Below are 22,012 nucleotides of genomic sequence, written 5' to 3'. Positions count from 1 at the left end.
ATATCGAATATCGATATAGAATATTGACTATCGATATACATTGATAATCGATATAGGAGGAATGCTGCGATGAATACTATAGATAAGACGTTATTATCCGGAAGCATGGGCACGATGTTGCTCAAATTGCTTTCGGAAAAAGACATGTACGGATATGAAATGATCGAGACACTTAGCGAGAGATCGCAAAATGTCTTTGAACTTAAGGTCGGTACGCTTTATCCTCTTTTGCATTCGCTGGAATCAAAGAAATATCTCGTGTCGTATGAGAAAGCCGGCTATGGAAAAGTAAGAAAATATTACTCCATAACAGGTGAGGGAAAAAAGTTTCTGAAAAGCAAACTTGAAGAATGGGACACGTATACTGCGGCGGTTGCAAATGTACTTGCACTATCGGTGTGATGTCGCATTGATAAAAGCAATGAGACATTGTACTTAGCTAGAGAGGAGACAGACATAATGGGAATTGAAGAGTACTTGGCTGAAATTAAGAACCAGATCCGTGATAAGACAGCAAGAGAATTTGCAAGTAATGAATTAAAGGCGCATATCGAGGATCGCGCCGAAGGTTTACAAAAGAATGGCATGGATCATGATAGTGCGGTATTGCAGGCGGTGAAAGAGATGGGCGATCCCGTGAGCGTGGGAGTTGATCTTGACCGCATACACAGACCTCGTTTGGAATGGAAGTTTTTGCTGTATGTTATTTACATAAGCATTCTCAGTGTGGGAGTGATGTATCCTATGTATTTCGCGATGAATTCAGGTAATATTACAAATGGTGACTATGTCAGACCTTTTTTATTTGGGAAAATATTTACTGTTTTATTGGGTTTGGTAGTGATGGTAATAGTTTATCGCTTGGATTATACAATTCTTGCAGGAAGAAGCTGTAAGATCGCTGCAGTGTTTTTGATATTGATGACAGTTTCCTTTTATTTTTTTGGATGGCATATTAATGGAGTTACATGGTTTCTTTGTATCCGTGGTTTGACTTTTTCATCACGGGCTTTGTTTTTAATGTATTTACCTATGTTTGCGGGAATATTGTATGACTATAGAAACAAGGGTGTCGACGCACTGTTCAAGATCTTTTTATGGATGATTGCACCTGTGGTTTCAGCAAGGATATACGGTGACATAACATTGCCTTTTGCAATATTTATGCTGTTTTCAGAGAGTATACTTTTTATGATTGCACTTAATAAGAACTGGTACAGAGTTAATAATCTAAAAGTATTGACCGGAATGGGAATTGGCTTTGCTGCGAGTTTGGCATTGTTTATTCTGCGTATTATGAATTCAAGTGATTATCAAAAGATGCGTTTAAAGATATGGCTTTTGCATTATGGACTGACTTTCGGCAGTGTTGATACAACTGACGTGGAGTATATGAATTATATTAATAGATGCCTGGATAATATTTTTCTAAGAAGCCGTTTCATAGGAAAAAGCGAAAGCGCGATTGAGGTCGCACAAAACATGTCGGAGTCATTGGCTGATTACATACTGGCTACAATAGCCGCAACATGTGGTAAATTGGCTGTTGCAGTGATAATAATCAGCTTGATCGCTCTTGCGGTTTACGTATTCAGTATTTCCATAAAGCAGAAAAACAGTCTCGGATCTATAGTTGGATGCAGTTGTGGTATTGTAATAGCAGTACAGATTGTTTCAAACATTATGATCGTATTCGGCTTTCTTCCGCTGGCGGCGACTACACTTCCATTTTTCAGTCTCGGCGTCAACGATATCATGGCCGGCTACATCCTCCTCGGCCTTGTCATGTCAATTTACAGATACCAGGACATCCGAGTGGAAAAAGAGCCCGTAACCACATTATTGGCATAATCAGAATAAAACTTCTGCAACTATCCTTAACACAAACCATCAATTTTTGACAACAAAAGTTGGTGGTTTTTCATATTTACCGGATCTAATATAATGTTAAAATATTTAGCAAAGGTGGGATAAATATGAGGAAATCATACTTGGACAACATCAGATGGGTTACAGTTGTATTGGTTGTTTTTTTTCATGTTCTCTACATGTATAACAGTGAGGGCATCCCTGGGACTCTTGGCAAGATTACGAGCCTTGAGGTGCAGTATTATGACGTGTATATGTACATCGTTTTCCCGTGGTTCATGGCAATCCTGTTCATTGTGTCAGGTATAAGCGCGAAGCTTTATCTGGATAGGCATACGGACAAAGAGTTTATTGGAAGCAGAACAACAAAGCTCCTTGTTCCATGCACGATAGGCCTTGTTGCGTTTCAGTTTATTCAAGGCTATATCAACATGTCATTCGGTGATGCGGGAAGCATGGATATTCCAGCGGTTATCAAGTACCTGATAATGCTTGCATCGGGAATCGGAGTGCTTTGGTATATTCAGGTGTTGTGGCTCTTTTCCATGGTACTTATTCTTATCAGAAAGATTGAAAAGAACCGTCTTCTGAACACAGGTAAAAAGACAAATCTTCCGGCGCTTATTCTTTTATCATTAGCCTTTTACGGAGCGGGACAGATACTGAACACACCTATTATCTGCGTTTACAGATTCGGTCTTTATTTTACAGCTTTCATTATGGGATATTTTGTTTTTTCTCATGACGAAGTGATTGATATATTAAAAAAAATGGTTTGGGCTCTTTTGCCCTGTAGCTATAGCGCTTGGTGCGGCGTTTTGTATAAAATACTTTGGCCGGAATTATGCGGATAAGCCCGTAAACAGGTCACCTTTGTTCTTGTTTTACAGCTACTTTGCATGTCTTGCCATACTTGGCGGATTTGCAAGATTTTTTGACAGCGAAACGAAGTTTACCAAATGGATGAGCACGCATAGTTTCGGTTTGTATGTTTTTCATTATCTGGGCATTTCAGCTGTAGCCCTTTTCCCGGCAAAAGCGGGGTTGATCTCGCCTTTGGCAGCATATATCCTAAGCCTTATTGCAGGTTTTGCGGGCGGATACGGATTATATGCGATTATTTCAAGGATTCCGTTCTTTAGGTGGGCGGTACTTGGAATCAGCGCTAAAAAGTAAAGGGGAGTTTATGTTTAAAGATAACCTTGTAGAACTTAGAAAACTATATAATATGTCGCAGGAAGAACTTGCGGAAAAGATTGGAGTATCAAGGCAGACGTTGTCAAAATATGAAACGGGAGAATCACTTCCCGATATTGAAAAGTGCAGTAATATCGCCAATGTTTTTTCTGTAAGTATCGACGATCTTCTTAATTATGACAAAGAAAAAACAGAGAATATGGGATTAGAAGTTCCGCCAAAGGGAAAGCATATATTTGGAATGGTGAAAGTGGGAGATAAGGGGCAGATTGTGATTCCTGCGAAAGCCAGAAAGATTTTTGACATAAATCCCGGTGACAACCTTATCGTACTCGGAAGCGAAGGCGAGGGAATAGCCATTATCAAAGAAAAAGGGCTCCTTGATCTTATTAAGAGTGCACGAAATGCTTCAGATAAGGCATAGAATAATTGTTTGTAGAAAAAACAAATAAAATAATAAATTTTTGTATAAAATACATTGCAAAATTAATCCATAGAGTGTTAATATCTTTAGCAAGATAAGTTTAGCCAAATGCAAGGCAATTTATCTATTATAATTTCAAAACATGGACGTCAAAGCAGACAAAGATTTTTTCTTTGCCTGCTTTTTTATTACTTAAATTGATTTATGGGACTGGGGCATCGAACCAATACGAGCTATATTTGATTTTGCCTGCCTCTATGCTAAGAAAGCTGGATCTAGGCAGATGTTTTTGAAGGGAAATATCTGCCTAGATAGAGGTTTTCGGTATTTGGGGCAGACAGATTTGCATTAAAATGTCTGCCTATATTTAGTAGCTTTGAGATATAGGCAGGCAAAAGATGCAGAAAATGTCTGCCCAAAATTGGAAGTGAGCCATTTTGGGCAGATTATGAAGCTGGAAACATACTGCCTAAATACGTAATAGTTGTGATAGGGGCAGATTTAAAAATCCAGATTTTATCCGGGGGGGTTCTTTTATCTATAATTGAAGAGAATAGCGGGAATATGTATACTTTAAATTATTGGTTATAGCGTAAGGCTTATATATGCAAATCGGTGTTTGAAGAATAATTTGGCTACAATAGGAGGGACATAAATGGAACAACGAATTATATTGGAAACAGACAGATTGTTTCTTAGGGAAATGAACATTGATGATTTTGATGCATTATATAAAGTCCTTGCTGATAGAGACATCATGCTGCATTATCCATATACTTTTGACGAGAAAAGAGTCAGCGATTGGATCGAAAGAAATATGAACCGATATCGTGATAACGGTTTTGGACTGTGGGCTGTATGTTTGAAAGATACCAGGGATATGATTGGTGACTGTGGATTGACACTTCAGAATATTGAAGGTGAGATGCTCCCTGAGATTGGTTATCACATTCGCGCAGATCATCAGCGTAAAGGCTATGCTAAGGAGGCAGCAGCTGCTGTACGAGACTGGGCATTTGCTAACACGGATTATCCTGCACTCTATTCATATTGCAAATATACAAATGTCGGTTCTTATAAGACTGCAGAATCTATAGGGATGCATTTCGAGAAGGAATACCCAGATCCAGAAAACAAGATTACTCATGTATCTGTAATCTTTCGTGGAGAGGCTACAGTCGTATGACTTCAGGTTTATAGAGGACTAAAGATGATAGGAGATAGTAGAGGCAACTAATGCAAAAGAATGACGACATGAAATTTAGAATTACCAAAGACGGAGATGAGCTTGATATTTTAGGAATATATTAGAAATGCTAAAGGAGTATAACCTTAGTAATCGCGAGCAATCAGAGAATGTTCCGATTGGTATTTTTTGTGAGAACGAAGCAGGCAAGAAGTTTGCCGGACTTACAGGTGAGACTTTTGAAAATTGGCTTTGCATACATTATTACGCAAAGGAATTTGTTTAAAAAATCAAAGCTGATGAGGCTTTGGGGCGATGATGAAGGATGGCTTAGAAATCTTGAGCTTTCTAGCTATAAAAGATTTAAAATGTTCAATTTTATATGCTTTTTCCTGGCATTTTCTATGACAAAAGCATATAAATATTGATGCTGGAGAGTGTTTTATATGTTGTTTGACCGTGGAGTTAATGCAAAAATACATATAAAATGCTAGGGATAGTCAGGATTTATATGCCTGGCAAATATTTAGATTCAACCAAACACATATAAAATGATTGAAAAAGTTCTTTTTATATGCTCAGGTTAAAAAAGAGAGCAACAAATCGGAATTTGTAGGGAGGATATGATGAATATTGGAGCCTATATGTGTGGAGTATTGGTTATGCCATTTGCAATAGTAGGATTGTTATTTGGAATATTCAAAGAAAAGGCAACTAAATTTGTTGCAGGATTTAATACTTTTTCGGATGAAGAACAGGCTATGTATGATAGAGCAGCTATTTCCCGTGATATAAGAAATCAATGCTTTATATGGTCAGCTTTAATGCTGGGAGGGACAGTTCTTTCATATGTTTTATCACCATATATGGCTATTCCAACTTTCATTATTTGGTGTTTTTTGTTTTTTAAAGATACCCATATAGATGCCCATAAAGCATTTGAAAAGTATTTGCTGAAATGATTAATTATAGACAATTTCCAGTTGACTGAGCTCTTTAGAGCGAGGGATGCTTCTTGAACGCTAGTTCAAGAAGATGGGCTTGTCGATAACTTCCAGTTTTGTTGCGCTGGTGAGGTAAATAGAATCCTTATTATAAATGGAGATAAATCATGGTAACGGGACAAGATACGATAATCAGTGATGCAATCGATTATGTTAAAGAGCTGTTTGCAGGAAACTCGGATGGTCATGGAGCAGATCACACGATGCGTGTATATCACAATACGCAGATGATTTTGGAAAAGTATTCCGGCGCAGATAGCTTTGTTTCTTTGCTGGCGGCATTACTACATGACGCTGATGATCATAAGCTTTTCAATACAGAACACAATTTGAATGCCAGGTCATTTATGGAACAAAAGGGCTTGACATTAGAAACGATAGAAGAGGTTTGCAGAACAATCAATTCTGTGTCTTTTAGTCACAACAGAGGAAAAAGACCTGAAACACTGGAGGGGATGATTGTTCAGGACGCCGACAGACTTGATGCTATCGGAGCTATAGGGATTGCCAGAACATTTGCCTATGGTGGGAAAGTTGGAAGACCATTGTCAGATTCCATAAAGCATTTTTACGATAAGATCCTCCTTTTAAAGGATGAATTGAATACTGATGCTGCAATTGATATGGCGCAAAAGAGACATGAATTTATGCATGGGTTTCTTGAAGAATATTATTCAGAAACCTCCCAGACTGTGTAGTATGAATCAATCTACAGATATCAGGACATCCGGGTTGAAAAAGATCCTGTGATCACATCAGTTACCTGATCTGAAGAATTTTGTGATAGCTTCCTCAAACAGCAGCGCCTCATTGCTGAGAATGTTATTCTTGTTGTGGATAATGAACAGTTTCTTGGAGAGCCAATCCTCGTCAAAAGGAATGACTTTAAGCTTGTCTGAGCGGATTTTGCGGGCAAGATACATGAGACTGATACCCACGATCTTAGAATCCTCAGCCATCTGATGGATGAGATGAACATCGGAAGTTTCAAGAATAATACTTGGTGCGTTTTTTGAACCGAGAAAAGTATAAATCTGATTGATGCTTGTAAAGGACGAAGAGTCCTTGATAACAAGCGATTCGTTTGCAATTTTTGCAAAAGGAACGGAATCATATTGCGCCAAAGGATGCGTTTTACTTACAACAAGACAAAAAGATTCCGTACACAAATGAGTATAAGAAATTTTGTGAGGGTTGAACGGGCCGGGAAGTATGGCCAGTTCAACTTCATTATTTTCAACTTTTTTAAGAGCATAGTCATCGGGATATTCTTTTATATTTATCCTTATGTTCGGAAAGTCTTTATTAAACTCTCTGAAAAAAGATGCTGATATAAGCTGCGGAACATCGTAAGAACAGTATATTGTAACAGTCTTTACGGCAGATTTTTCATGAAAAAGCCTGTTTGTTATCACATCATATTCATCTATTATATATTTAGCGTGGATTGCAAGTCGCGCAGCTTCTGCGGTCGGCAGGATCCTGTTGCTTTTATGTTTGAACAATTGCACACCCAGCTCTTTTTCAAGAGTTGAAATGGTCTTACTAAGTCCCTGTGGAGTGACAAAAAGATTGTTCGCAGCCTTGGTGATGCTGTTCTGCGAGTATACTTCCAAAAAATATTGTAACTGGCGCTGATTCATTGTATTCCCCCTGCGGTGCACTGCGTTACACAATGTACCAATACATATAATTACCGATCAAATAAAAATTAGTACAAAAAAGGCGCGCGTTCTAAAAAACGTGCGCCTTTGCAAATTTGATTTATATGATATATCAAGCGGCTCCAAAAGTCAAAATATTAACTCTACCTAAACAATTTGGTTTAACAGCTAAATCCTTTTTCTGTTTTGCAAGAGCGGATTTTAATGATATAACATACGAAAAGCAACACATACCGCAGCAAGAACAAGGGCGTTCACACAAAAAAGTGTGAGCGCCCTTTTGGTGTATAGTCCGGTTGAGATTGTTTATTACAAACTAAGAATTTACGAAAGGCAGGGCAAAAATATGAAAATGGAAAGAACAAATTACAGCTCGGGAGCTCCGCTTGAGGAAAAGGTTGGATATTCCAGAATGGTAAAAATAGGACCGTACATAAAAATCGGCGGAACCACATCTGTTCAGCCTGACGGAACCGTTTACGGCGAAGATGCTTACGAGCAGACCAAATACGTACTCGAAAAACAGATCAAACTGTTAGAGCAGGCAAATGCCTCTGCCAAAGATGTATTTTCGGTTTTCATTTATACGACGGATATATCGCAGGGGGCACGCATATGCGAAGCATATTCAGAGTTCTTCCACGATATAAAGCCGCTAAACACAATGGTTGAGATCTCAAAACTTAACAGACCTACACAGTTTGTAGAAATAGAAATTGAAGCAATGCTTTCAGAATAGGAGGAAAAGGGAATGTCTAGAATATCGGAACATCCTATTTTAGGGAAAAAAGAAAAAGGCAAAGAAGTCGAATTTACCTTTGACGGTCAGAAGATGAAAGGCTTTGAGAATGAGCCGATCGCGATAGCACTGAAGGCAAACGGAGTGATGATCCACAGGTACACAAAGAACGAACACAAACCAAGAGGTCTCTTTTGTGCAATAGGAAGATGTACCGACTGCGTAATGGTAGTGGACGGGAAGCCAAATATCAGAACCTGTGTAACACCTTTGAAAGAAGGAATGGTAGTCAACACGCAGGACGGAGTCAAAGCAGTAGGCATGTAGGAGGTAACGTTCTATGAAAAGATATGAGGTTATAATCGTCGGCGCCGGTCCGGCAGGACTTTCAGCAGCTATTGAGGCAGCCAAGAAAGGACTTAAGGTAGTCGTATTCGATGAGAATGATAAACCGGGCGGACAGCTCTTTAAGCAGATTCATAAATTTTTCGGATCAAAAGAGCATCACGCCAAGATAAGAGGATATAAGATCGGCGAAGAACTTTTGAAAGAAGCGGACGAGCTTGGCGTAGAAGTTGTTCTTAACGCAACGGTCGTTGGATTATATCCCGACAAAGAAGTAAATGTAAGGATCAATGATGAGATACATCACTTTAAGGGTGACACGGTGATAATCGCAACCGGAGCATCCGAGAACATGGTTACTTTCCCCGGATGGACATTACCCGGAGTTATCGGAGCCGGTGCGGCGCAGACAATGATGAACCTGCACGGCATACAGCCCGGAAAAAAGATCCTGATGCTTGGTTCAGGAAACGTAGGACTTGTAGTTTCTTTCCAGCTGTTACAGGCAGGATGCGAAGTGGTTGCTATTGTTGATGCAGCTCCGAGAATAGGCGGATACGGAGTTCACGCATCAAAGGTTTCAAGGACGGGAGTTCCTTTCTACCTCTCACACACAATCAAGCAGGTTCACGGAGAAGATTGTGTTACAGGCGTAACCATTACAGAGGTCGACGATCATTTTGCACCGATACCGGATACCGAGAAGTTCTTCGAAGTCGATACAGTCTGCATGGCGGTTGGCTTATCGCCCATGTCACAGCTTCTTAAGATGGCAGGTTGTGTTATGGAAGATAATCCAAAGCGCGGAGGTCAGGTGCCTATCGTTGATGAATATGGTGAGACATCCGTTTCCGGCATATTTGCGGCAGGTGACGTATCCGGAATCGAGGAAGCTTCATCGGCCATGATCGAAGGAAAAATGGCAGGTGTGTGCGTTGCTGAGTACCTCGGATATATCGATGAGGAAGAAAAAGACAGTCTCCTTAAAGTATTCGATGCGGACCTAAACAGCCTGAGACAGGGGATGTTTGCTCCAAAGAACAGAGGAAAACTCATAGAGAGCACCGAAGAAGGAATCGAGATATCCAAGAACCTTCTTAAAAAAGGATATGTAAAAGACGATGAGATCGAGAGATTCCCCGGTGTCGTTCATAAGTCGGGAGTTCATCCTGTGATCGAATGTACACAGAATATCCCATGCAACCCGTGTCAGGATGCATGCAAAAAAGGCTGTATCTCAACAGGAAAGAATATCACATACCTTCCTTTTGTTAAGGACGGAAGCAAATGTATCAACTGCGGAATGTGCGTAGCAAGCTGCTCGGGACAGGCAATATTCCTGGTAAACGAAGATTGCGGCGACGGAAGCGCAACCGTAACTCTTCCATATGAATTCTTCCCGCTTCCCGAAGTCGGAACGGTCGGATTCGGACTTTCAAGAAAAGGCGAGAAGCTCTGTGAGGCGGAAGTTGTTTCCGTAAAGAGCGTCGGAGCATTCGATCATACAAACCTTCTTACCATGAAGGTTCCGAAGGAATATGCGATGAAAGCAAGGTTTTTCAAATGTAGTTAAAGAAGTGAAAAGGAGCGATCGTTATGAATACTGTAGTTGACAGATCAATAGATATAGGTGAATTCATCGCACAGCCGGATGACGACATGCTTATCTGCAGATGTGAGGAAATTACAAAAGGTGAGATCAGAAAAGCCGTACATGACGGTATGTGGACGCTCACGGAAATAAGAAGATATTTGCGAACGGGAATGGGACTTTGCCAGGGACAGACCTGCTCCAGACTTGTAAAAGGTATTGTTGCGAGAGAACTTGGTGTATCTCCTGCAGAGCTTGAGCCTGCAACTGCAAGATCTCCGATGCGTCCTACAGAAATGAGAATATTTGGCACAGAGGAGGTATAGGCTATGGTAATGGAAAATAAAGCGGATGTAGTAATTGTCGGTGCCGGAATCATCGGTTGTGCCATTAGTTATTATCTGAGTAAACGTGGAAAAAGCGTAATTGTTCTTGAGGGGAGCGATAATATCGGTAACGGTGGCTCATCCAGAAACGGCGGTGGTGTAAGACAGTCAGGAAGAGACCCAAGGGAACTTCCGCTTGCGATGTACGGAATAAAAGAGCTGTGGCCGACACTTTCGGAAGAGCTCGGAGTTAACTGTGAATATCACAAAGAAGGAAATCTTCGTCTCGGCAAGACACCCGAGCACCTCAAAATCTTGCAGGGACTTACAGATAGAGCGGTAGCTTGCGGACTTGATGTCAGAATGATCGATTCTGATGAGGTAAAAGAGATCAATCCTTACCTTTCGGACGAAGTTATAGGAGCAAGCTGGTGTCCGACAGACGGACATGCAAACCCGATGGTCACAACACTTGCTTTTTACAAAAAGGCAAGAGAGATGGGCGTTAGATTTATCACAGGTGAAAAGGTTGAGAGACTAAGAAAAGTTAAAGGACGCCTTCGCAAAGTTTATACAAAAGAAAACGAATATGAAGGAGAGTTCGTAGTTGTAGCTGCAGGTTACGAATCAAGAGAAATTCTCGGAACGATAGGAGTTGACGTTCCGATGCACAAGGAACTGTGTGAGTGCCTTGTGACCGAGGCTGAACCTCATATGTTCAATCAGATGCTCGGTACAGCAGAGGCGGATTTCTACGGACATCAGGCAGATCACGGATCATTCGTATTTGGCGGAATGTCGGGACTTGAGCTTAACAACAAAGACTGCGGACCTGTAAATTCACCGAGTAATGCGGCGATAACGGCGCCGTGCATATGCAGAGGAATCATGAAATACTTCCCAGCACTTGAGGATGCCAAGATCGTAAGAACCTGGGCAGGATACCTTGATATCTGTCAGGACGGCGTACCGGTACTTGGATTTGTCGATGAAGTTCCGGGGCTCGTTGTAGCATGTGCCTTTTCGGGACATGGATTTGGAATAGCACCGGCTGTCGGAGAGCAGCTGGCAATGCTTATAGATGAAGGAAAGACGGCAGTGGATATATCGGGACTACGATACGGTAGATTCAAAGCCAAAATATAAGTAGTAAAAAGGAGGCACACGTTATGAAAGTTGCGATCGAAGAATTATCAAAAGTTGAGATTATCACAAAAGAAGCCAAGGTTGCAGAGCTTACAAAGAACTTCGGTAAGTTCGGTATTACCGGAATGACTATTTACGAAGCCAAAGGATGCGGTGTCCAGCTTGGAACACAGGAATATGAAGCAGAAAAAAATACAACACCTCAACTTTTGTCCAAGCAGGTTGTGATGGTTGTGCTCCCTTCAAGAGAAGTTGACGGCTTTTTGGATTTTGTGGAGAAATCACTTTACACAGGTCACATAGGTGACGGAAAGATTTTTGTTACCCCGGTCACGAATGCGGTAAGGGTAAGGACCGGTGAAGAAGGAATGGATGCACTTAAAGAGGGTGCACTCGATTGAGAAAGGAGGCTTGTTGCCTATGAATGATAAAAAGATTGGTTTGGGTAGTGTCATAGCAACGGGAGTAGGACTCGTGGTGGCATCAAGTTGTCTTTTAACCCTTGGCATTGGTGCGGGCAGCATAGGAACTCCTTTCATAATAACTATGATAATCGCGTGTTGTGTAAACATATTTACTTTGTTGTCAATTGCCGAATTAAACTCAATGATGCCCGATTTAACGGGCGGACTTGCACAGTTTTCGCTGGCATGTGTCGGACCTTTTATCACCATCATCTGTATGGTGGGCGGATATCTTCTCTGCAACTCGCTTGCGGGATCCGTTGAAGGAGCTGTTTTCGGAAATACTTTTGCGGAGATGTTCGCGGGACTGGGACTTCCGGCATGGGTGTTCTCGCTGGTGCTTATAGCTTTTTTGGCAATTACGAATTTAAACGGCGTTGATGTATTTATCAAGGTTCAGGATTTTGTGGCCTATGCACTTATCTTTTCACTGGCTGCAATGGGTGTTCTCGGAGCTCTTGGAATCGGAACAGGAGAGGTTATCGAACAGCCCGCGGCCCTTGCAACAGATTTTAAGAGTGTCACCGGATTGTGCGGACTTGCATTTTTCCTTTTTGTCGGAGGTGAATATGTAATCCCTCTTAACAAGAGTTGTAAGAATGCAAAAAGAGATATTCCACTCGGAATGGTGCTCAGTATGCTGATCATTTTGGCGATGCAGACATTTTTGACACTCGGATTTAAGAATTACACCGAATGGGAAGATATGACGGGAAGCACGACACCGCAGATGCTGTACGGAATGGCTCTTTTGGGACCGATGGGAAGATACTGGATGCTGATCATTACGCTTTTGGCAGCAGTTAGTTCCGTAAATACGATAATGGGCTCACTTGCATATATTCTTATGGGAATGTCCAAGATTGGTCTTCTTCCCGAATTTTTTCAAAAGAAAAATTCAAAGGGCGCTCCTTATGTAGGGATCCTTTTGGAGGCTGCGATATTCCTGGTACTTAATATAACCGGCCTATCATCGACCGATTCCATCTCATATATGATCTCGGTTTTGGCGGTGCTTTGGCTTATAAGCTACATTGTTTCAAATATAAACGTAATTCTTTTGAGAAAAAGACTCCCCGCGGCGCCCAGAAACTTTAAGACGCCCTGCGGATATCTCGTTCCGATCCTTGGAATTGCAGGATCTGCATATATGATCTACAACATTGACCCTTCGTGGGATGTAAAGCTCTCACTTTACAGAGTTGTGCTGATAACCATGGCGGCGCTTGCGGTTTATTCATTCACATGGGTCAGATTCAAGATAAACAGACCGCTCTTTAAGCCATATCCGGTAAAGGAAGTAATGGCGATGGAGAACGAATTGTACTTTAGATTTCATAGCCGTAAAGGACTTGATGAAATAGATAAAAAGGCAAATAGGAGGAAAGCAGTATGAGTGATACAAAATTAGATCTTTTATATTTAAGTGAGCCTGACATGATCAAGGCAGGTGTTAATGATGTGGTAAGTTGTACATCATGTATGGAGGAACTTCTGATAACTCTCGACAAAGGAGATTATCTGATGGGTGGAGAAAACGGAAACTCTCACGGAACAATGATTACTTTCCCTGACAATCCTATTTTCCCCAACATGCCAAAGAGCGGCCCCGACAGAAGATTCATGGCGATGCCGGCTTATGTAGGCGGTGAGACGGCCATGGCAGGAATGAAGTGGTATGGCTCAAACGTTGAGAACAGAGAAAAAGGACTTCCGAGGTCTATCCTTATGGTAATGCTTAATGACAAGGATACCGGCGCTCCGTTGTCTCTTATGTCTGCAAACCTTCTCTCAGCCTATCGTACATCCGGTATTCCCGGAGCAGGTGTAAAAAACCTTGCGGTCAAGGATGCCAAAGTACTTGGAATTGTAGGTCCCGGCGTTATCAACATCACGGCTATAGAGACATTCGCGGCGTTACGCCCCACACTTGATACACTCAAGATAAAAGGTAGGGGCAAAGCTTCGATTGACAGATGTATAGCTTTTGTAAAAGAACACCTGCCTCAGTTCACAACGATCAAAGTAGTGGATACTCTTGAGGAGTGCGTAAGAGATTCTGATATCCTCAGCTTTGCGACTTCAACATCAATGGGCATGGACAGAAGTCAGTATCCTTTCGTAGAAGAAGAGTGGATCAAGCCTGGTGCACTGTTCTGCGTTCCCGGTTCCTGCGACTTCTCCGATGAATATATCTGCAGCGGCAAAGCAAAACTTGTATGTGACAACATTAAGCTCTATGAAGCCTGGGCAGAGGAATATCCTTACCCGACATACAACCAAATCTATATTCCCGGTTGTCTGTGGCTTGACCTTGTTCACGACGGCAAGCTCTCCAAAGACAAGATTATAAACCTCGGAGCTATCCTTGCAGGAAAGGAAGAAGGAAGAAAATCGGACGATGAGGTTATTATCTATTCTGTAGGCGGAATGCCTGTAGAGGACGTTGCCTGGGGCAAAAAGTGCTATGAAAAGGCACTTGAACTCGGTATCGGAACAAAGCTTAACTTGTGGGAGCAGCCTTATCTTTTCTGATAATAATTGCAATAATAAATAACAAAATAATCCGGTACACGAAGAGTCATCCTATTTACAGGGATGGCTCTTTTTTCCGTAAATGTGAACTGCGCGTTTGTTGAATCGCCTGTGGCAATTAAATATAATATATGTGTTTTGAGTTTAGATTTTATATACAAAGATAAGGATAAATATGGAAAAGAATATTGATTTTACCGAAGGGAAAATAGTAGCACCCCTTTTAAAATTTGCAGGCCCCGTTCTGATGGCTCTGTTTTTGCAGGGAATCCTAGGCGCATTTGCGATCCGTGTTCCGTTCTCATTTATTATGAGTAAGATAGAGCCCGTAACTCTGTTTCGTATCGGACTCGCAACGCCTTGTTCTACGATAGTTCAGATAGTATTGTGCTTTGGATATCTAATGTTCATGAGAAGGAAAAAAGAATTATGAAAAAAGTTTTTATCGTTGAGGATGATGAGATAATAGCAAGTCAGGTGGCAAAACACCTTGAGACCTGGCAGATGAAAGCAAAGGCAGCAGAGGATTTTCAGAATATCATGGCAGAATTTGAGGAATTTAAGCCGGACATTGTGCTTATGGACTTAAAGCTTCCTGCCTACAACGGATTCTACTGGTGCGGTGAGATCAGGAAGGTTTCGCAGGTCCCTATCGTATTCGTATCATCTGCCGATGAGAATATGAACATCGTGATGGCTATGAATATGGGAGCCGACGACTTTATATCAAAGCCCTTCGATCTCCAGGTTCTTACAGCCAAGATTCAGGCAGTTCTTAGAAGGAGCTACGGAGAGAGCATTTCGGTACATGAGCTTGAGGTAAAAAATGTGCGCCTCAACCTTGATGATACTTCCGTTACAGCAGGAAATAGCAGGCTTGAGCTTACAAAGAACGAGTATCTGATCTTAAAGACACTCATGGAACAGCCGGGCAAAGTCGTATCGAGAGAGAGCATAATGGAGAGACTTTGGGGCGCGGAAGAGTTTGTTGATGACAACACTCTGACCGTCAATATCACAAGAATCCGCAAGAAGCTCGAAGCAGCGGGTGAATATGGATTCATCACAACTAAGAGAGGGCTAGGCTACATTGTTGGGGAATAACGGATTTTGGAAAAATAACCGAATATACCTTACGGCAAATGCAGTATTTATACTTATTTTCTGGGCTGTAAGTGCTCTGTATCACATTGAGAGTGAGTTTATCTTTTATGTGATATCTTTTATGCTGATAATTACGGTAATTGCCGCTTTTATAAATAATAATTCCATACATAACAGAGCTCAGATTCCGGAATATAATAATGAAAGCGAAGATGGATCAGACAAGGTTATGTGGGAGAAGCTCAGGGAAAAAGAGGATTTCTTTGCACTCTGGGCACATCAGATAAAGACTCCCATTGCGGCGCTCAAGCTCCTTTTTGAGGATGCCGATCCAAACACGTACGAATGTAAGAGCGAGCTCTTTAAAATAGAAACTTACGTGGAGATGGCGCTTAATTACCTGAGGTTCGAAGAGATGTCGGGCGACCTTCTCCTTGAGAAGTGCAGTCTTGAGCCGCTTGTAAGGCAGACCGTGAAAAAGTTTTCGACAGTCTTTATCTGTCAGCATCTTTCCGTAGAACTTGATAACCTTGACTGCGAGATACTTACTGACGATAAGTGGTTTTCTTTTGTCCTCGAGCAGGTATTGTCAAACGCACTCAAATATACCAAGGAGGGCGGCATCAAGATCTTTTCCCGTGATACGGATGAGGGAAAAGAGATTGTTGTAAGCGACAGCGGCGTTGGAATAAAGAGCGAGGACCTTCCGAGAGTGTTTGAAAAGGGCTATACAGGCTACAATGGCCGTGTGGATAAGAAGGCAAGCGGAATCGGTCTGTATCTTTGCAAAGGCGTGTGCAATAAGCTTGGGCACGGCATACGCATAGAGTCAGAGCTTGGCAAGGGAAGCGATGTCATAATCACGGTCCGCAAAGAAGCGGTAAATGCGGCAGATTCTAAGTATATTTGAAGAAACATTACATAAATGTAAGATTAGCAGCGGGAAATGTAAGCCAAAGAAAGGGTATTGCATTTCCCTTTTTGATATCATGATAAAGGTTTCAAAAGTCACAAATGCGTACATGCTTGCATGTTAAGCATTTTGAATTTTGAAACCGAACAAACATGAGGAATAAGCAATTTACGTAGTAAATTCGCGGTTTCCGAATGTTTGTAGAATTGCGGGAATGACGGTAGTCATGGAGCAATTCGTATATCATAATAAAGCAATTGGATGGGAATAAATACAACTACGGAGGATAATAAAATGGCAGTACTTGAAGTTGAGCACGTAAAAAAGATATACAAGACAAAAATGGGAATAGATTCAGTTACAGCGCTTAAGGATGTTCACTTTAGCGTAGAGAAGGGCGAGTTCGTTGCAATCATGGGCGAGTCCGGAAGCGGTAAGACAACTCTTTTGAATATCCTTGCAAGCCTTGATGTTCCTACAGCCGGCAAAGTACTGGTTAACGGCAAAGACTTCTCGGCTCTTAAAGACAACGAGAGAGCGATTATGAGAAGAAACAACCTCGGATTTATCTTCCAGGATTTCAATCTTCTTGATAATTTCACGATCGAGGACAATATAAAGCTTCCGCTTGTTCTTGCAGGCGAAGACCACAGAACAATGGACGATAAAGTTGCACCTCTTGTAAAAGAGCTTGGAATTGCGGATCTAATTCACAAATATCCTTATGAAGTTTCAGGCGGACAGAAGCAGAGAACAGCAGTTGCAAGAGCACTTATTACCAAACCTCAGATACTTCTTGCAGATGAACCCACAGGAGCGCTTGATTCAAAGGCAGCTACAAACCTGATGCACCAGCTTCGTGACATCCACAAGAGCGGACAGACAATCCTTATGGTAACTCACAGTAATGTTGCGGCAAGCTACGCGGACAGGGTTATGTTTATAAGAGACGGCGAAGTGTTCCACCAGATCTACAGAGGAAACCTCAAGAGAAGCGAAATGCTTGATAAGATTTGCGATGCAGTTACAGTGCTCATGAGAGGAGGAGAGGACAGTGAATAACAATTTGCTTTCAAAACTTGCTTTTACGGGACTTAAGAATAATAAAAAAGCTGTGCTTCCTTATATTTTGGTAAGTGCCATTACGGTTATGGTATTTCACATCTTACAGTCGCTGATCGACAGTAAGTTTCTTGTTAATAACGGAAAAACTGCTTTTTATGGAGCGGATTACATAGTTCTTTTCATGGGAATCGGAAGTATTGCGGTAGGTATATTCTCGGTAATATTTATCCTTTACGGCAATCAGTTTGTTATGAAAGGTCGCAAAAAAGAGATCGGACTTTACGGAGTACTGGGACTTAGCAAAAAGGATGTTTCTTTTGTTCTCTTTATTGAGAACCTTATCATGAGCGCATCTGCTATCGTAGGCGGAATACTCGCAGGAACTTTTCTTAATAAACTCATGGTTCTTCTGCTTTACAGGATAATCAGACAGCCGATGGTAAAGGGAATGGATTTTTCTCTCAGAGCAACGATTCTTACTGCAGTATTCTTTTCGATTATCTACGCAGTATGCTTTATCTACAATGTGCTTACGGTAAGACTGGGGAACCCTATCACAATTCTTAAAAGCGAGAATATAGGTGAGAAAGAGCCAAAGGTAAAATATCCGCTTCTTATCATCGGAGTATTGGCGATTGCGTGTGGTTATTTCCTGGCTGTTATTGCAGATAACACCATGGTGGCGTTAAACAGTCTTTTCATCGCTATCATTTTTGTGACTTTGGGAACATATGCCCTCTTTATTGCGGGAACTATCTTTGTTCTTAAAATGCTAAAAAAGAACAAGAACTATTATTACAAGACAAAGCATTTTATCAGTATTTCAAACCTGATGTTCAGAATGAAACACAACGCTGCGGGACTTGCTTCAATCTGCATTCTTTCAACGGCTGTAATATTACTCCTTGTTTGCTCTACATCACTTATGATGCTAGGCGAACAGAATATTGATTCCATGTTCCCAAAAGATGTGATGGTTCGCGGAGTTGTAAATGAAAATTGTTCTTTAAGCGATGCAGATAAAGTAGTTGATGAGCTTCTTAAAGAAAACGGTATCACTGCTCTGGACAGATCATCGATAAGCTTTTATATGGATGTTTGTGATGTAGAGGATGATGGACTTGCTGTTCATCCAAATGATTCATTTGATTTTACCAAGCTTCGCAGCATCTATATTGTTACAGCAGAGCAGTATAAACTTTATACAGGAAAGCAGGCGAGCCTTGCGCCCGGAGAGATATATCGTTACAGTTCGGCAGATGATGTCAAAGACGGCGATAAGATCAAGATATTCGGTAATGAGTACAGTGTAAAGAAGAGTATTGATGAGAGCGGTCTTGAAGAGTTTTTTGATTCATCAATGAGTCTTTTTGGCAAAGAGGTTATGGTCGTTGCGGATAACAATGAGAAAGCTGCAATGCTTGCAGTCTGTAACGCAGAAGAACTCGGTGAAGATATGTTCTACATCGGCTTCAATGTAAAAGGTGATATAAGTAATGAGCAGCTTCAGACTGTAAGAGATACACTGAGCGGAAAGCTTGGAACTGTGATGTGCAGATACAAAGAGGAAGAAAGAAGCTCTTTCTACAGCCTTTACGGCGGAACATTCTTTGTTGGAATCTTCCTTGCGGCATTGTTCCTTATCGCAACGGTAATGATCATTTTCTACAAGCAGATGTCTGAGGGCGTGGAAGATAAAAAGAGATTTGAGATCCTGTCAAATGCAGGACTTTCAGATAAAGAAGCAAGAGGAGTAATAAAGAGTCAGGTAATGCTAATGTTCTTTTTACCTGTATGCACAGCAATAATTCATATAATATTTGCAAGCAATATCTTAAGACTATTTATGGCAGCAATCCTTATAGTGGACACTTTTACATTTAATATGGCGGTTGCAATTGTCAGCCTTGTGTTCCTTGGGGTATATGCCCTTGTTTACAGAATTACTTCAAAGCAATACTACAACATAGTTTATGGGGAGAAAAAGAATAATGAAAGTATTAAAGAAAATCGCGAAAGTTTTGTTGGTAATTATAGTTACGGTGAGTGTGGCTCTGGTAATAGGGCTTAACTACAAGACAGTACTTGCAAGTCACAAGATCAAGGAAGTTGTTGATGCGGTGGTTCCCGTTGAAGGAATCGAGATTCCGGATAACGTTCAGATCGTTGGTCTTGGAGAAGCAAGTCACGGAAGCAAAGAGTTTCAGGAGTCCAAGCTTGAAATGCTTAAGATGCTTGTGGAAAAGAAAGACTATCGTGCAATCGTGGTTGAAGCGGATTTTGGTGATTGTCTTGCCGCAAATGCTTATGTTCAAGGTGGCGACGGCGATTCAAGGGAAATCGTAAACAACATGAGTTTTACAATCTATCACACCAAGGAGATGGCGGATATCCTCGATTGGATGAAGCAGTACAACGCATCGGCACCTGAGGATAAGAAACTTAGATTTTACGGCTTTGATATGCAGAATCCCGAGCAGGGCATACAATTCCTTTTGGACTACATTGCAAAGAGCACAATAACAGGCGCAGATCTTTCCGCAACAAGCAGTATTATCGATGAGAACAGGACAGAACCCTTAAGCGATGACCAGCGCAATAAGGTTAAGAGCGAAATGGCTGAACTTAAGTCGGCTATTGAAGGTGTTGCCGGAAGCGAACGCGATTTTGATACAATATGCGCTCTTAAGATTACTGACAATGTATGTACCGCAATGGACTACGGAATGCAGGATACTCAGGAAATGAACAATTTCAGAGACGCAGCAATGGCTGAGAATGTAAGCTGGATCCTTGATCTTGAAAAAGAAATCGGATCGGGCAAGATAATGCTAGCGGGACACGACGGCCATATTGCCAAAAAAGGACAGAGCGCGTTTATGAAGGTTACGATGGGAGGTGTTCTTAAGGAAAAGTACGGTGATGCTTACTACAGCCTCGGAACCGATTTCTTTAGGGGCAAATCCAATATCAGAGTCTATTTGGGAGGCCCGGGCGAATATAAGAGAAAGGACTACTTTGTGACCACAGCCGATCCCATTGCTTATCAGGCCAAGTATGTTGATGGAAAGCGATTCTTCCTTGACTTTGGATCTCTTTCACCTGAAAACAACGCTAAGCTCCATTCTATTGTGAACTCTAAAGTTTCAATGGGTTCTCTCGGAGAAGGCTTTTCAGGAATATATTATCTTATGCATTCAAGTTATCGTGTTGAGATGGCGCCTACAGATCTTTATGACGGAATGATATTCTACTATGAAGTTGGAGCGATAGATCCGCAATATTAAATTTGTTGTTTCCGAATATATCAAGGAGGAGCAATGTGCTTAACGGTGCATTGCTTCTTTTTTTATAGAGGAAATTCCTATCAAATAAGAATCGCTACGCTATGGATGCGAGCGATGCGAATGTGGGAAAGATTGTTGTAATGTTAACGAATATTGACTAAAAGTTAACTATAAATTATAATTTACAAATAATATTTCATAGTGATGAAGATATGAAATGCAAGACGTTACATGATGTATTATCGGGTTGATAAAAAGAGGGGAAATCGACCGTGCTTTAAAAGGAAGGATAGAAATATTTTGAACAGGACGGACACTTTTTTTCTTGTGCACAATTATAATACTGTGCCGGGGGAACTGATCGAATATTGCAACGATCATCTTATAATCGATTGTTCGGATGACGGAATGACACCTGATAAGCTTAAGGCTGCAGGCTACAATTTCATTCATGTTGAGAATACCGGACACAACCTTACAAGTTATTTTCATTATTTTATAGATAACTACGATAATCTTCCTGAGTTTGTGGCTCTTTTGAAGGGCAATATTATAGGAAGACATGTTTCAAAAGAGTTTTTTGACCGAGTTTACAACAACAAATGGTTTACGTATCTCTATCAGGACAAGAAAATGTGGGAGAGGTACAAAAAAGGCGGCGATGAGAATTCAATCGCTTCGCTTCTTTCGGAGGAAGGCTATATTGAGCTCGACAGCTCCTGGTACATGAATCAAAGTCATTCATACAGGTACTTCTATGACATGGACGACTTCTACAGATTTGTTTACAAGGATCCCGTTATCCCGAGATACTGTAATTTCAGTCCCGGAGGCTGCTACATAATAAACAGGGAGCAGATTCTAAAGAATTCCAAGACTTTCTACAAGAATCTGAACAACCTTATGGAGTACCGAAAAGAAGTAAACTTCCCGGCAGAAGCATACCTCGTTGAGAGACTGATGCCCTGGATATTTACATCAAGATACGAAGTAAATCCCTGGATGGAAGACGAAGAAGAATTTGCGAATATGCTTGAGAAGTGTGAAAAGAGCGTAGAGAAGCACCGCTTGTGGAATAATCTGAAACTTAAGAGATTCAGACTACTTCTTGGTGTAAAAGAGCCGGTGTTCCTTGAAGATTGAGAATAATAAA

Annotated in this window: 25 protein-coding genes; 24 read left to right on the top strand and 1 reads right to left on the bottom strand. The window is 41.2% G+C overall.

Annotated features, from left to right (window positions below; translation table 11 throughout):
- The first annotated feature begins 69 nt into the window (after nt 1-69).
- The 9 genes from CD00_RS0108400 to CD00_RS0108365 all read left to right on the top strand — a co-directional run bounded on the left by CD00_RS0108400 (nt 70) and on the right by CD00_RS0108365 (nt 6,378).
- Nucleotides 70-402 (top strand): PadR family transcriptional regulator, encoded by a 333-nt coding sequence (locus CD00_RS0108400; protein WP_026655574.1) that lies wholly within the window; start codon nt 70-72, stop codon nt 400-402.
- Between the two features lie 57 nt (nt 403-459).
- Nucleotides 460-1,851 carry an FtsW/RodA/SpoVE family cell cycle protein gene (locus tag CD00_RS0108395; RefSeq protein WP_026655572.1) on the top strand — a complete coding sequence of 464 codons (1,392 nt, stop codon included), beginning with the start codon at nt 460-462 and terminating at the stop codon, nt 1,849-1,851.
- 125 nt (nt 1,852-1,976) lie between these two features.
- Nucleotides 1,977-2,723 (top strand): acyltransferase family protein, encoded by a 747-nt coding sequence (locus CD00_RS17745; RefSeq protein WP_081811876.1) that lies wholly within the window; start codon nt 1,977-1,979, stop codon nt 2,721-2,723.
- 19 nt (nt 2,724-2,742) lie between these two features.
- The gene (locus tag CD00_RS19825; protein WP_081811875.1) at nt 2,743-3,045 is read left to right on the top strand and encodes a hypothetical protein; all 303 of its coding nucleotides are present in this window, start codon (nt 2,743-2,745) and stop codon (nt 3,043-3,045) included.
- Between the two features lie 10 nt (nt 3,046-3,055).
- Nucleotides 3,056-3,490, top strand: a complete 435-nt coding sequence (locus tag CD00_RS0108385; protein WP_026655571.1) for a helix-turn-helix domain-containing protein — start codon at nt 3,056-3,058, stop codon at nt 3,488-3,490.
- 655 nt (nt 3,491-4,145) lie between these two features.
- The gene (locus CD00_RS0108380; RefSeq protein WP_081811874.1) at nt 4,146-4,676 is read left to right on the top strand and encodes a GNAT family N-acetyltransferase; all 531 of its coding nucleotides are present in this window, start codon (nt 4,146-4,148) and stop codon (nt 4,674-4,676) included.
- Between the two features lie 127 nt (nt 4,677-4,803).
- Nucleotides 4,804-4,962: a hypothetical protein gene (locus tag CD00_RS20155; protein ID WP_185750416.1), complete on the top strand. Its 159-nt coding sequence runs from the start codon at nt 4,804-4,806 to the stop codon at nt 4,960-4,962.
- A 337-nt stretch (nt 4,963-5,299) separates the two neighbouring features.
- Entirely contained in the window at nt 5,300-5,638 is a 339-nt protein-coding gene (locus CD00_RS0108370; protein ID WP_242838943.1) for a DUF3784 domain-containing protein, read from the top strand.
- A 149-nt stretch (nt 5,639-5,787) separates the two neighbouring features.
- Nucleotides 5,788-6,378, top strand: a complete 591-nt coding sequence (locus tag CD00_RS0108365; RefSeq protein ID WP_026655568.1) for an HD domain-containing protein — start codon at nt 5,788-5,790, stop codon at nt 6,376-6,378.
- Nucleotides 6,379-6,435: 57 nt separating this feature from the next.
- Here CD00_RS0108365 and CD00_RS0108360 read toward each other — a convergent pair whose 3' ends face one another.
- Nucleotides 6,436-7,323 (bottom strand): LysR family transcriptional regulator, encoded by an 888-nt coding sequence (locus tag CD00_RS0108360; protein ID WP_026655566.1) that lies wholly within the window; start codon nt 7,321-7,323, stop codon nt 6,436-6,438.
- 373 nt (nt 7,324-7,696) lie between these two features.
- Between CD00_RS0108360 and CD00_RS0108355 the strand changes: the two genes are divergently transcribed.
- The 15 genes from CD00_RS0108355 to CD00_RS0108280 all read left to right on the top strand — a co-directional run bounded on the left by CD00_RS0108355 (nt 7,697) and on the right by CD00_RS0108280 (nt 22,002).
- The gene (locus CD00_RS0108355; protein WP_330365430.1) at nt 7,697-8,083 is read left to right on the top strand and encodes a Rid family hydrolase; all 387 of its coding nucleotides are present in this window, start codon (nt 7,697-7,699) and stop codon (nt 8,081-8,083) included.
- A 12-nt stretch (nt 8,084-8,095) separates the two neighbouring features.
- Nucleotides 8,096-8,410: a (2Fe-2S)-binding protein gene (locus CD00_RS0108350; protein WP_026655564.1), complete on the top strand. Its 315-nt coding sequence runs from the start codon at nt 8,096-8,098 to the stop codon at nt 8,408-8,410.
- Nucleotides 8,411-8,423: 13 nt separating this feature from the next.
- Nucleotides 8,424-10,001, top strand: a complete 1,578-nt coding sequence (locus CD00_RS0108345) for an FAD-dependent oxidoreductase (RefSeq protein ID WP_026655563.1) — start codon at nt 8,424-8,426, stop codon at nt 9,999-10,001.
- A 23-nt stretch (nt 10,002-10,024) separates the two neighbouring features.
- A complete protein-coding gene (locus tag CD00_RS0108340; RefSeq protein ID WP_026515551.1) occupies nt 10,025-10,345 on the top strand; it encodes a (2Fe-2S)-binding protein in 321 nt (106 codons plus the stop codon).
- A 3-nt stretch (nt 10,346-10,348) separates the two neighbouring features.
- Nucleotides 10,349-11,491 (top strand): NAD(P)/FAD-dependent oxidoreductase, encoded by a 1,143-nt coding sequence (locus CD00_RS0108335; protein ID WP_330365429.1) that lies wholly within the window; start codon nt 10,349-10,351, stop codon nt 11,489-11,491.
- Between the two features lie 23 nt (nt 11,492-11,514).
- A complete protein-coding gene (locus CD00_RS0108330) occupies nt 11,515-11,892 on the top strand; it encodes a P-II family nitrogen regulator (RefSeq protein ID WP_081670574.1) in 378 nt (125 codons plus the stop codon).
- A 19-nt stretch (nt 11,893-11,911) separates the two neighbouring features.
- Nucleotides 11,912-13,351 (top strand): APC family permease, encoded by a 1,440-nt coding sequence (locus CD00_RS17735; RefSeq protein ID WP_051594130.1) that lies wholly within the window; start codon nt 11,912-11,914, stop codon nt 13,349-13,351.
- On the top strand, nt 13,348-14,490 hold the full coding sequence (locus tag CD00_RS0108320; protein WP_026655562.1) for a tyramine oxidase subunit B: 1,143 nt from the start codon (nt 13,348-13,350) through the stop codon (nt 14,488-14,490). The genes CD00_RS17735 and CD00_RS0108320 overlap by 4 nt, the downstream gene beginning before the upstream one ends.
- A gap of 175 nt (nt 14,491-14,665) precedes the next feature.
- Entirely contained in the window at nt 14,666-14,923 is a 258-nt protein-coding gene (locus CD00_RS0108310) for a hypothetical protein (protein WP_026655561.1), read from the top strand.
- Nucleotides 14,920-15,594 (top strand): response regulator transcription factor, encoded by a 675-nt coding sequence (locus CD00_RS0108305; protein WP_026655559.1) that lies wholly within the window; start codon nt 14,920-14,922, stop codon nt 15,592-15,594. Before CD00_RS0108310 ends, CD00_RS0108305 begins: the two co-directional genes overlap by 4 nt.
- Nucleotides 15,584-16,504: a sensor histidine kinase gene (locus CD00_RS0108300; protein WP_242838942.1), complete on the top strand. Its 921-nt coding sequence runs from the start codon at nt 15,584-15,586 to the stop codon at nt 16,502-16,504. Before CD00_RS0108305 ends, CD00_RS0108300 begins: the two co-directional genes overlap by 11 nt.
- Nucleotides 16,505-16,801: 297 nt before the next feature.
- Entirely contained in the window at nt 16,802-17,569 is a 768-nt protein-coding gene (locus CD00_RS0108295; protein WP_026655557.1) for an ABC transporter ATP-binding protein, read from the top strand.
- The gene (locus tag CD00_RS0108290; protein ID WP_026655556.1) at nt 17,562-19,643 is read left to right on the top strand and encodes an ABC transporter permease; all 2,082 of its coding nucleotides are present in this window, start codon (nt 17,562-17,564) and stop codon (nt 19,641-19,643) included. The genes CD00_RS0108295 and CD00_RS0108290 overlap by 8 nt, the downstream gene beginning before the upstream one ends.
- Nucleotides 19,564-20,859, top strand: coding sequence for an erythromycin esterase family protein (locus tag CD00_RS0108285; protein ID WP_026655555.1), 1,296 nt, complete (start codon nt 19,564-19,566; stop codon nt 20,857-20,859). The genes CD00_RS0108290 and CD00_RS0108285 overlap by 80 nt, the downstream gene beginning before the upstream one ends.
- 327 nt (nt 20,860-21,186) lie before the next feature.
- Nucleotides 21,187-22,002 (top strand): DUF3431 domain-containing protein, encoded by an 816-nt coding sequence (locus tag CD00_RS0108280; protein WP_207640467.1) that lies wholly within the window; start codon nt 21,187-21,189, stop codon nt 22,000-22,002.
- The last annotated feature ends 10 nt before the right edge of the window (nt 22,003-22,012 follow it).

Source organism: Butyrivibrio sp. AE3003 (assembly GCF_000686065.1).
GTDB classification, from domain to species: Bacteria; Bacillota; Clostridia; order Lachnospirales; family Lachnospiraceae; genus Butyrivibrio; species Butyrivibrio hungatei_A.
Note: the sequence above shows the minus strand (reverse complement) of the source record. Positions and strands in the feature narration are given on the sequence as shown.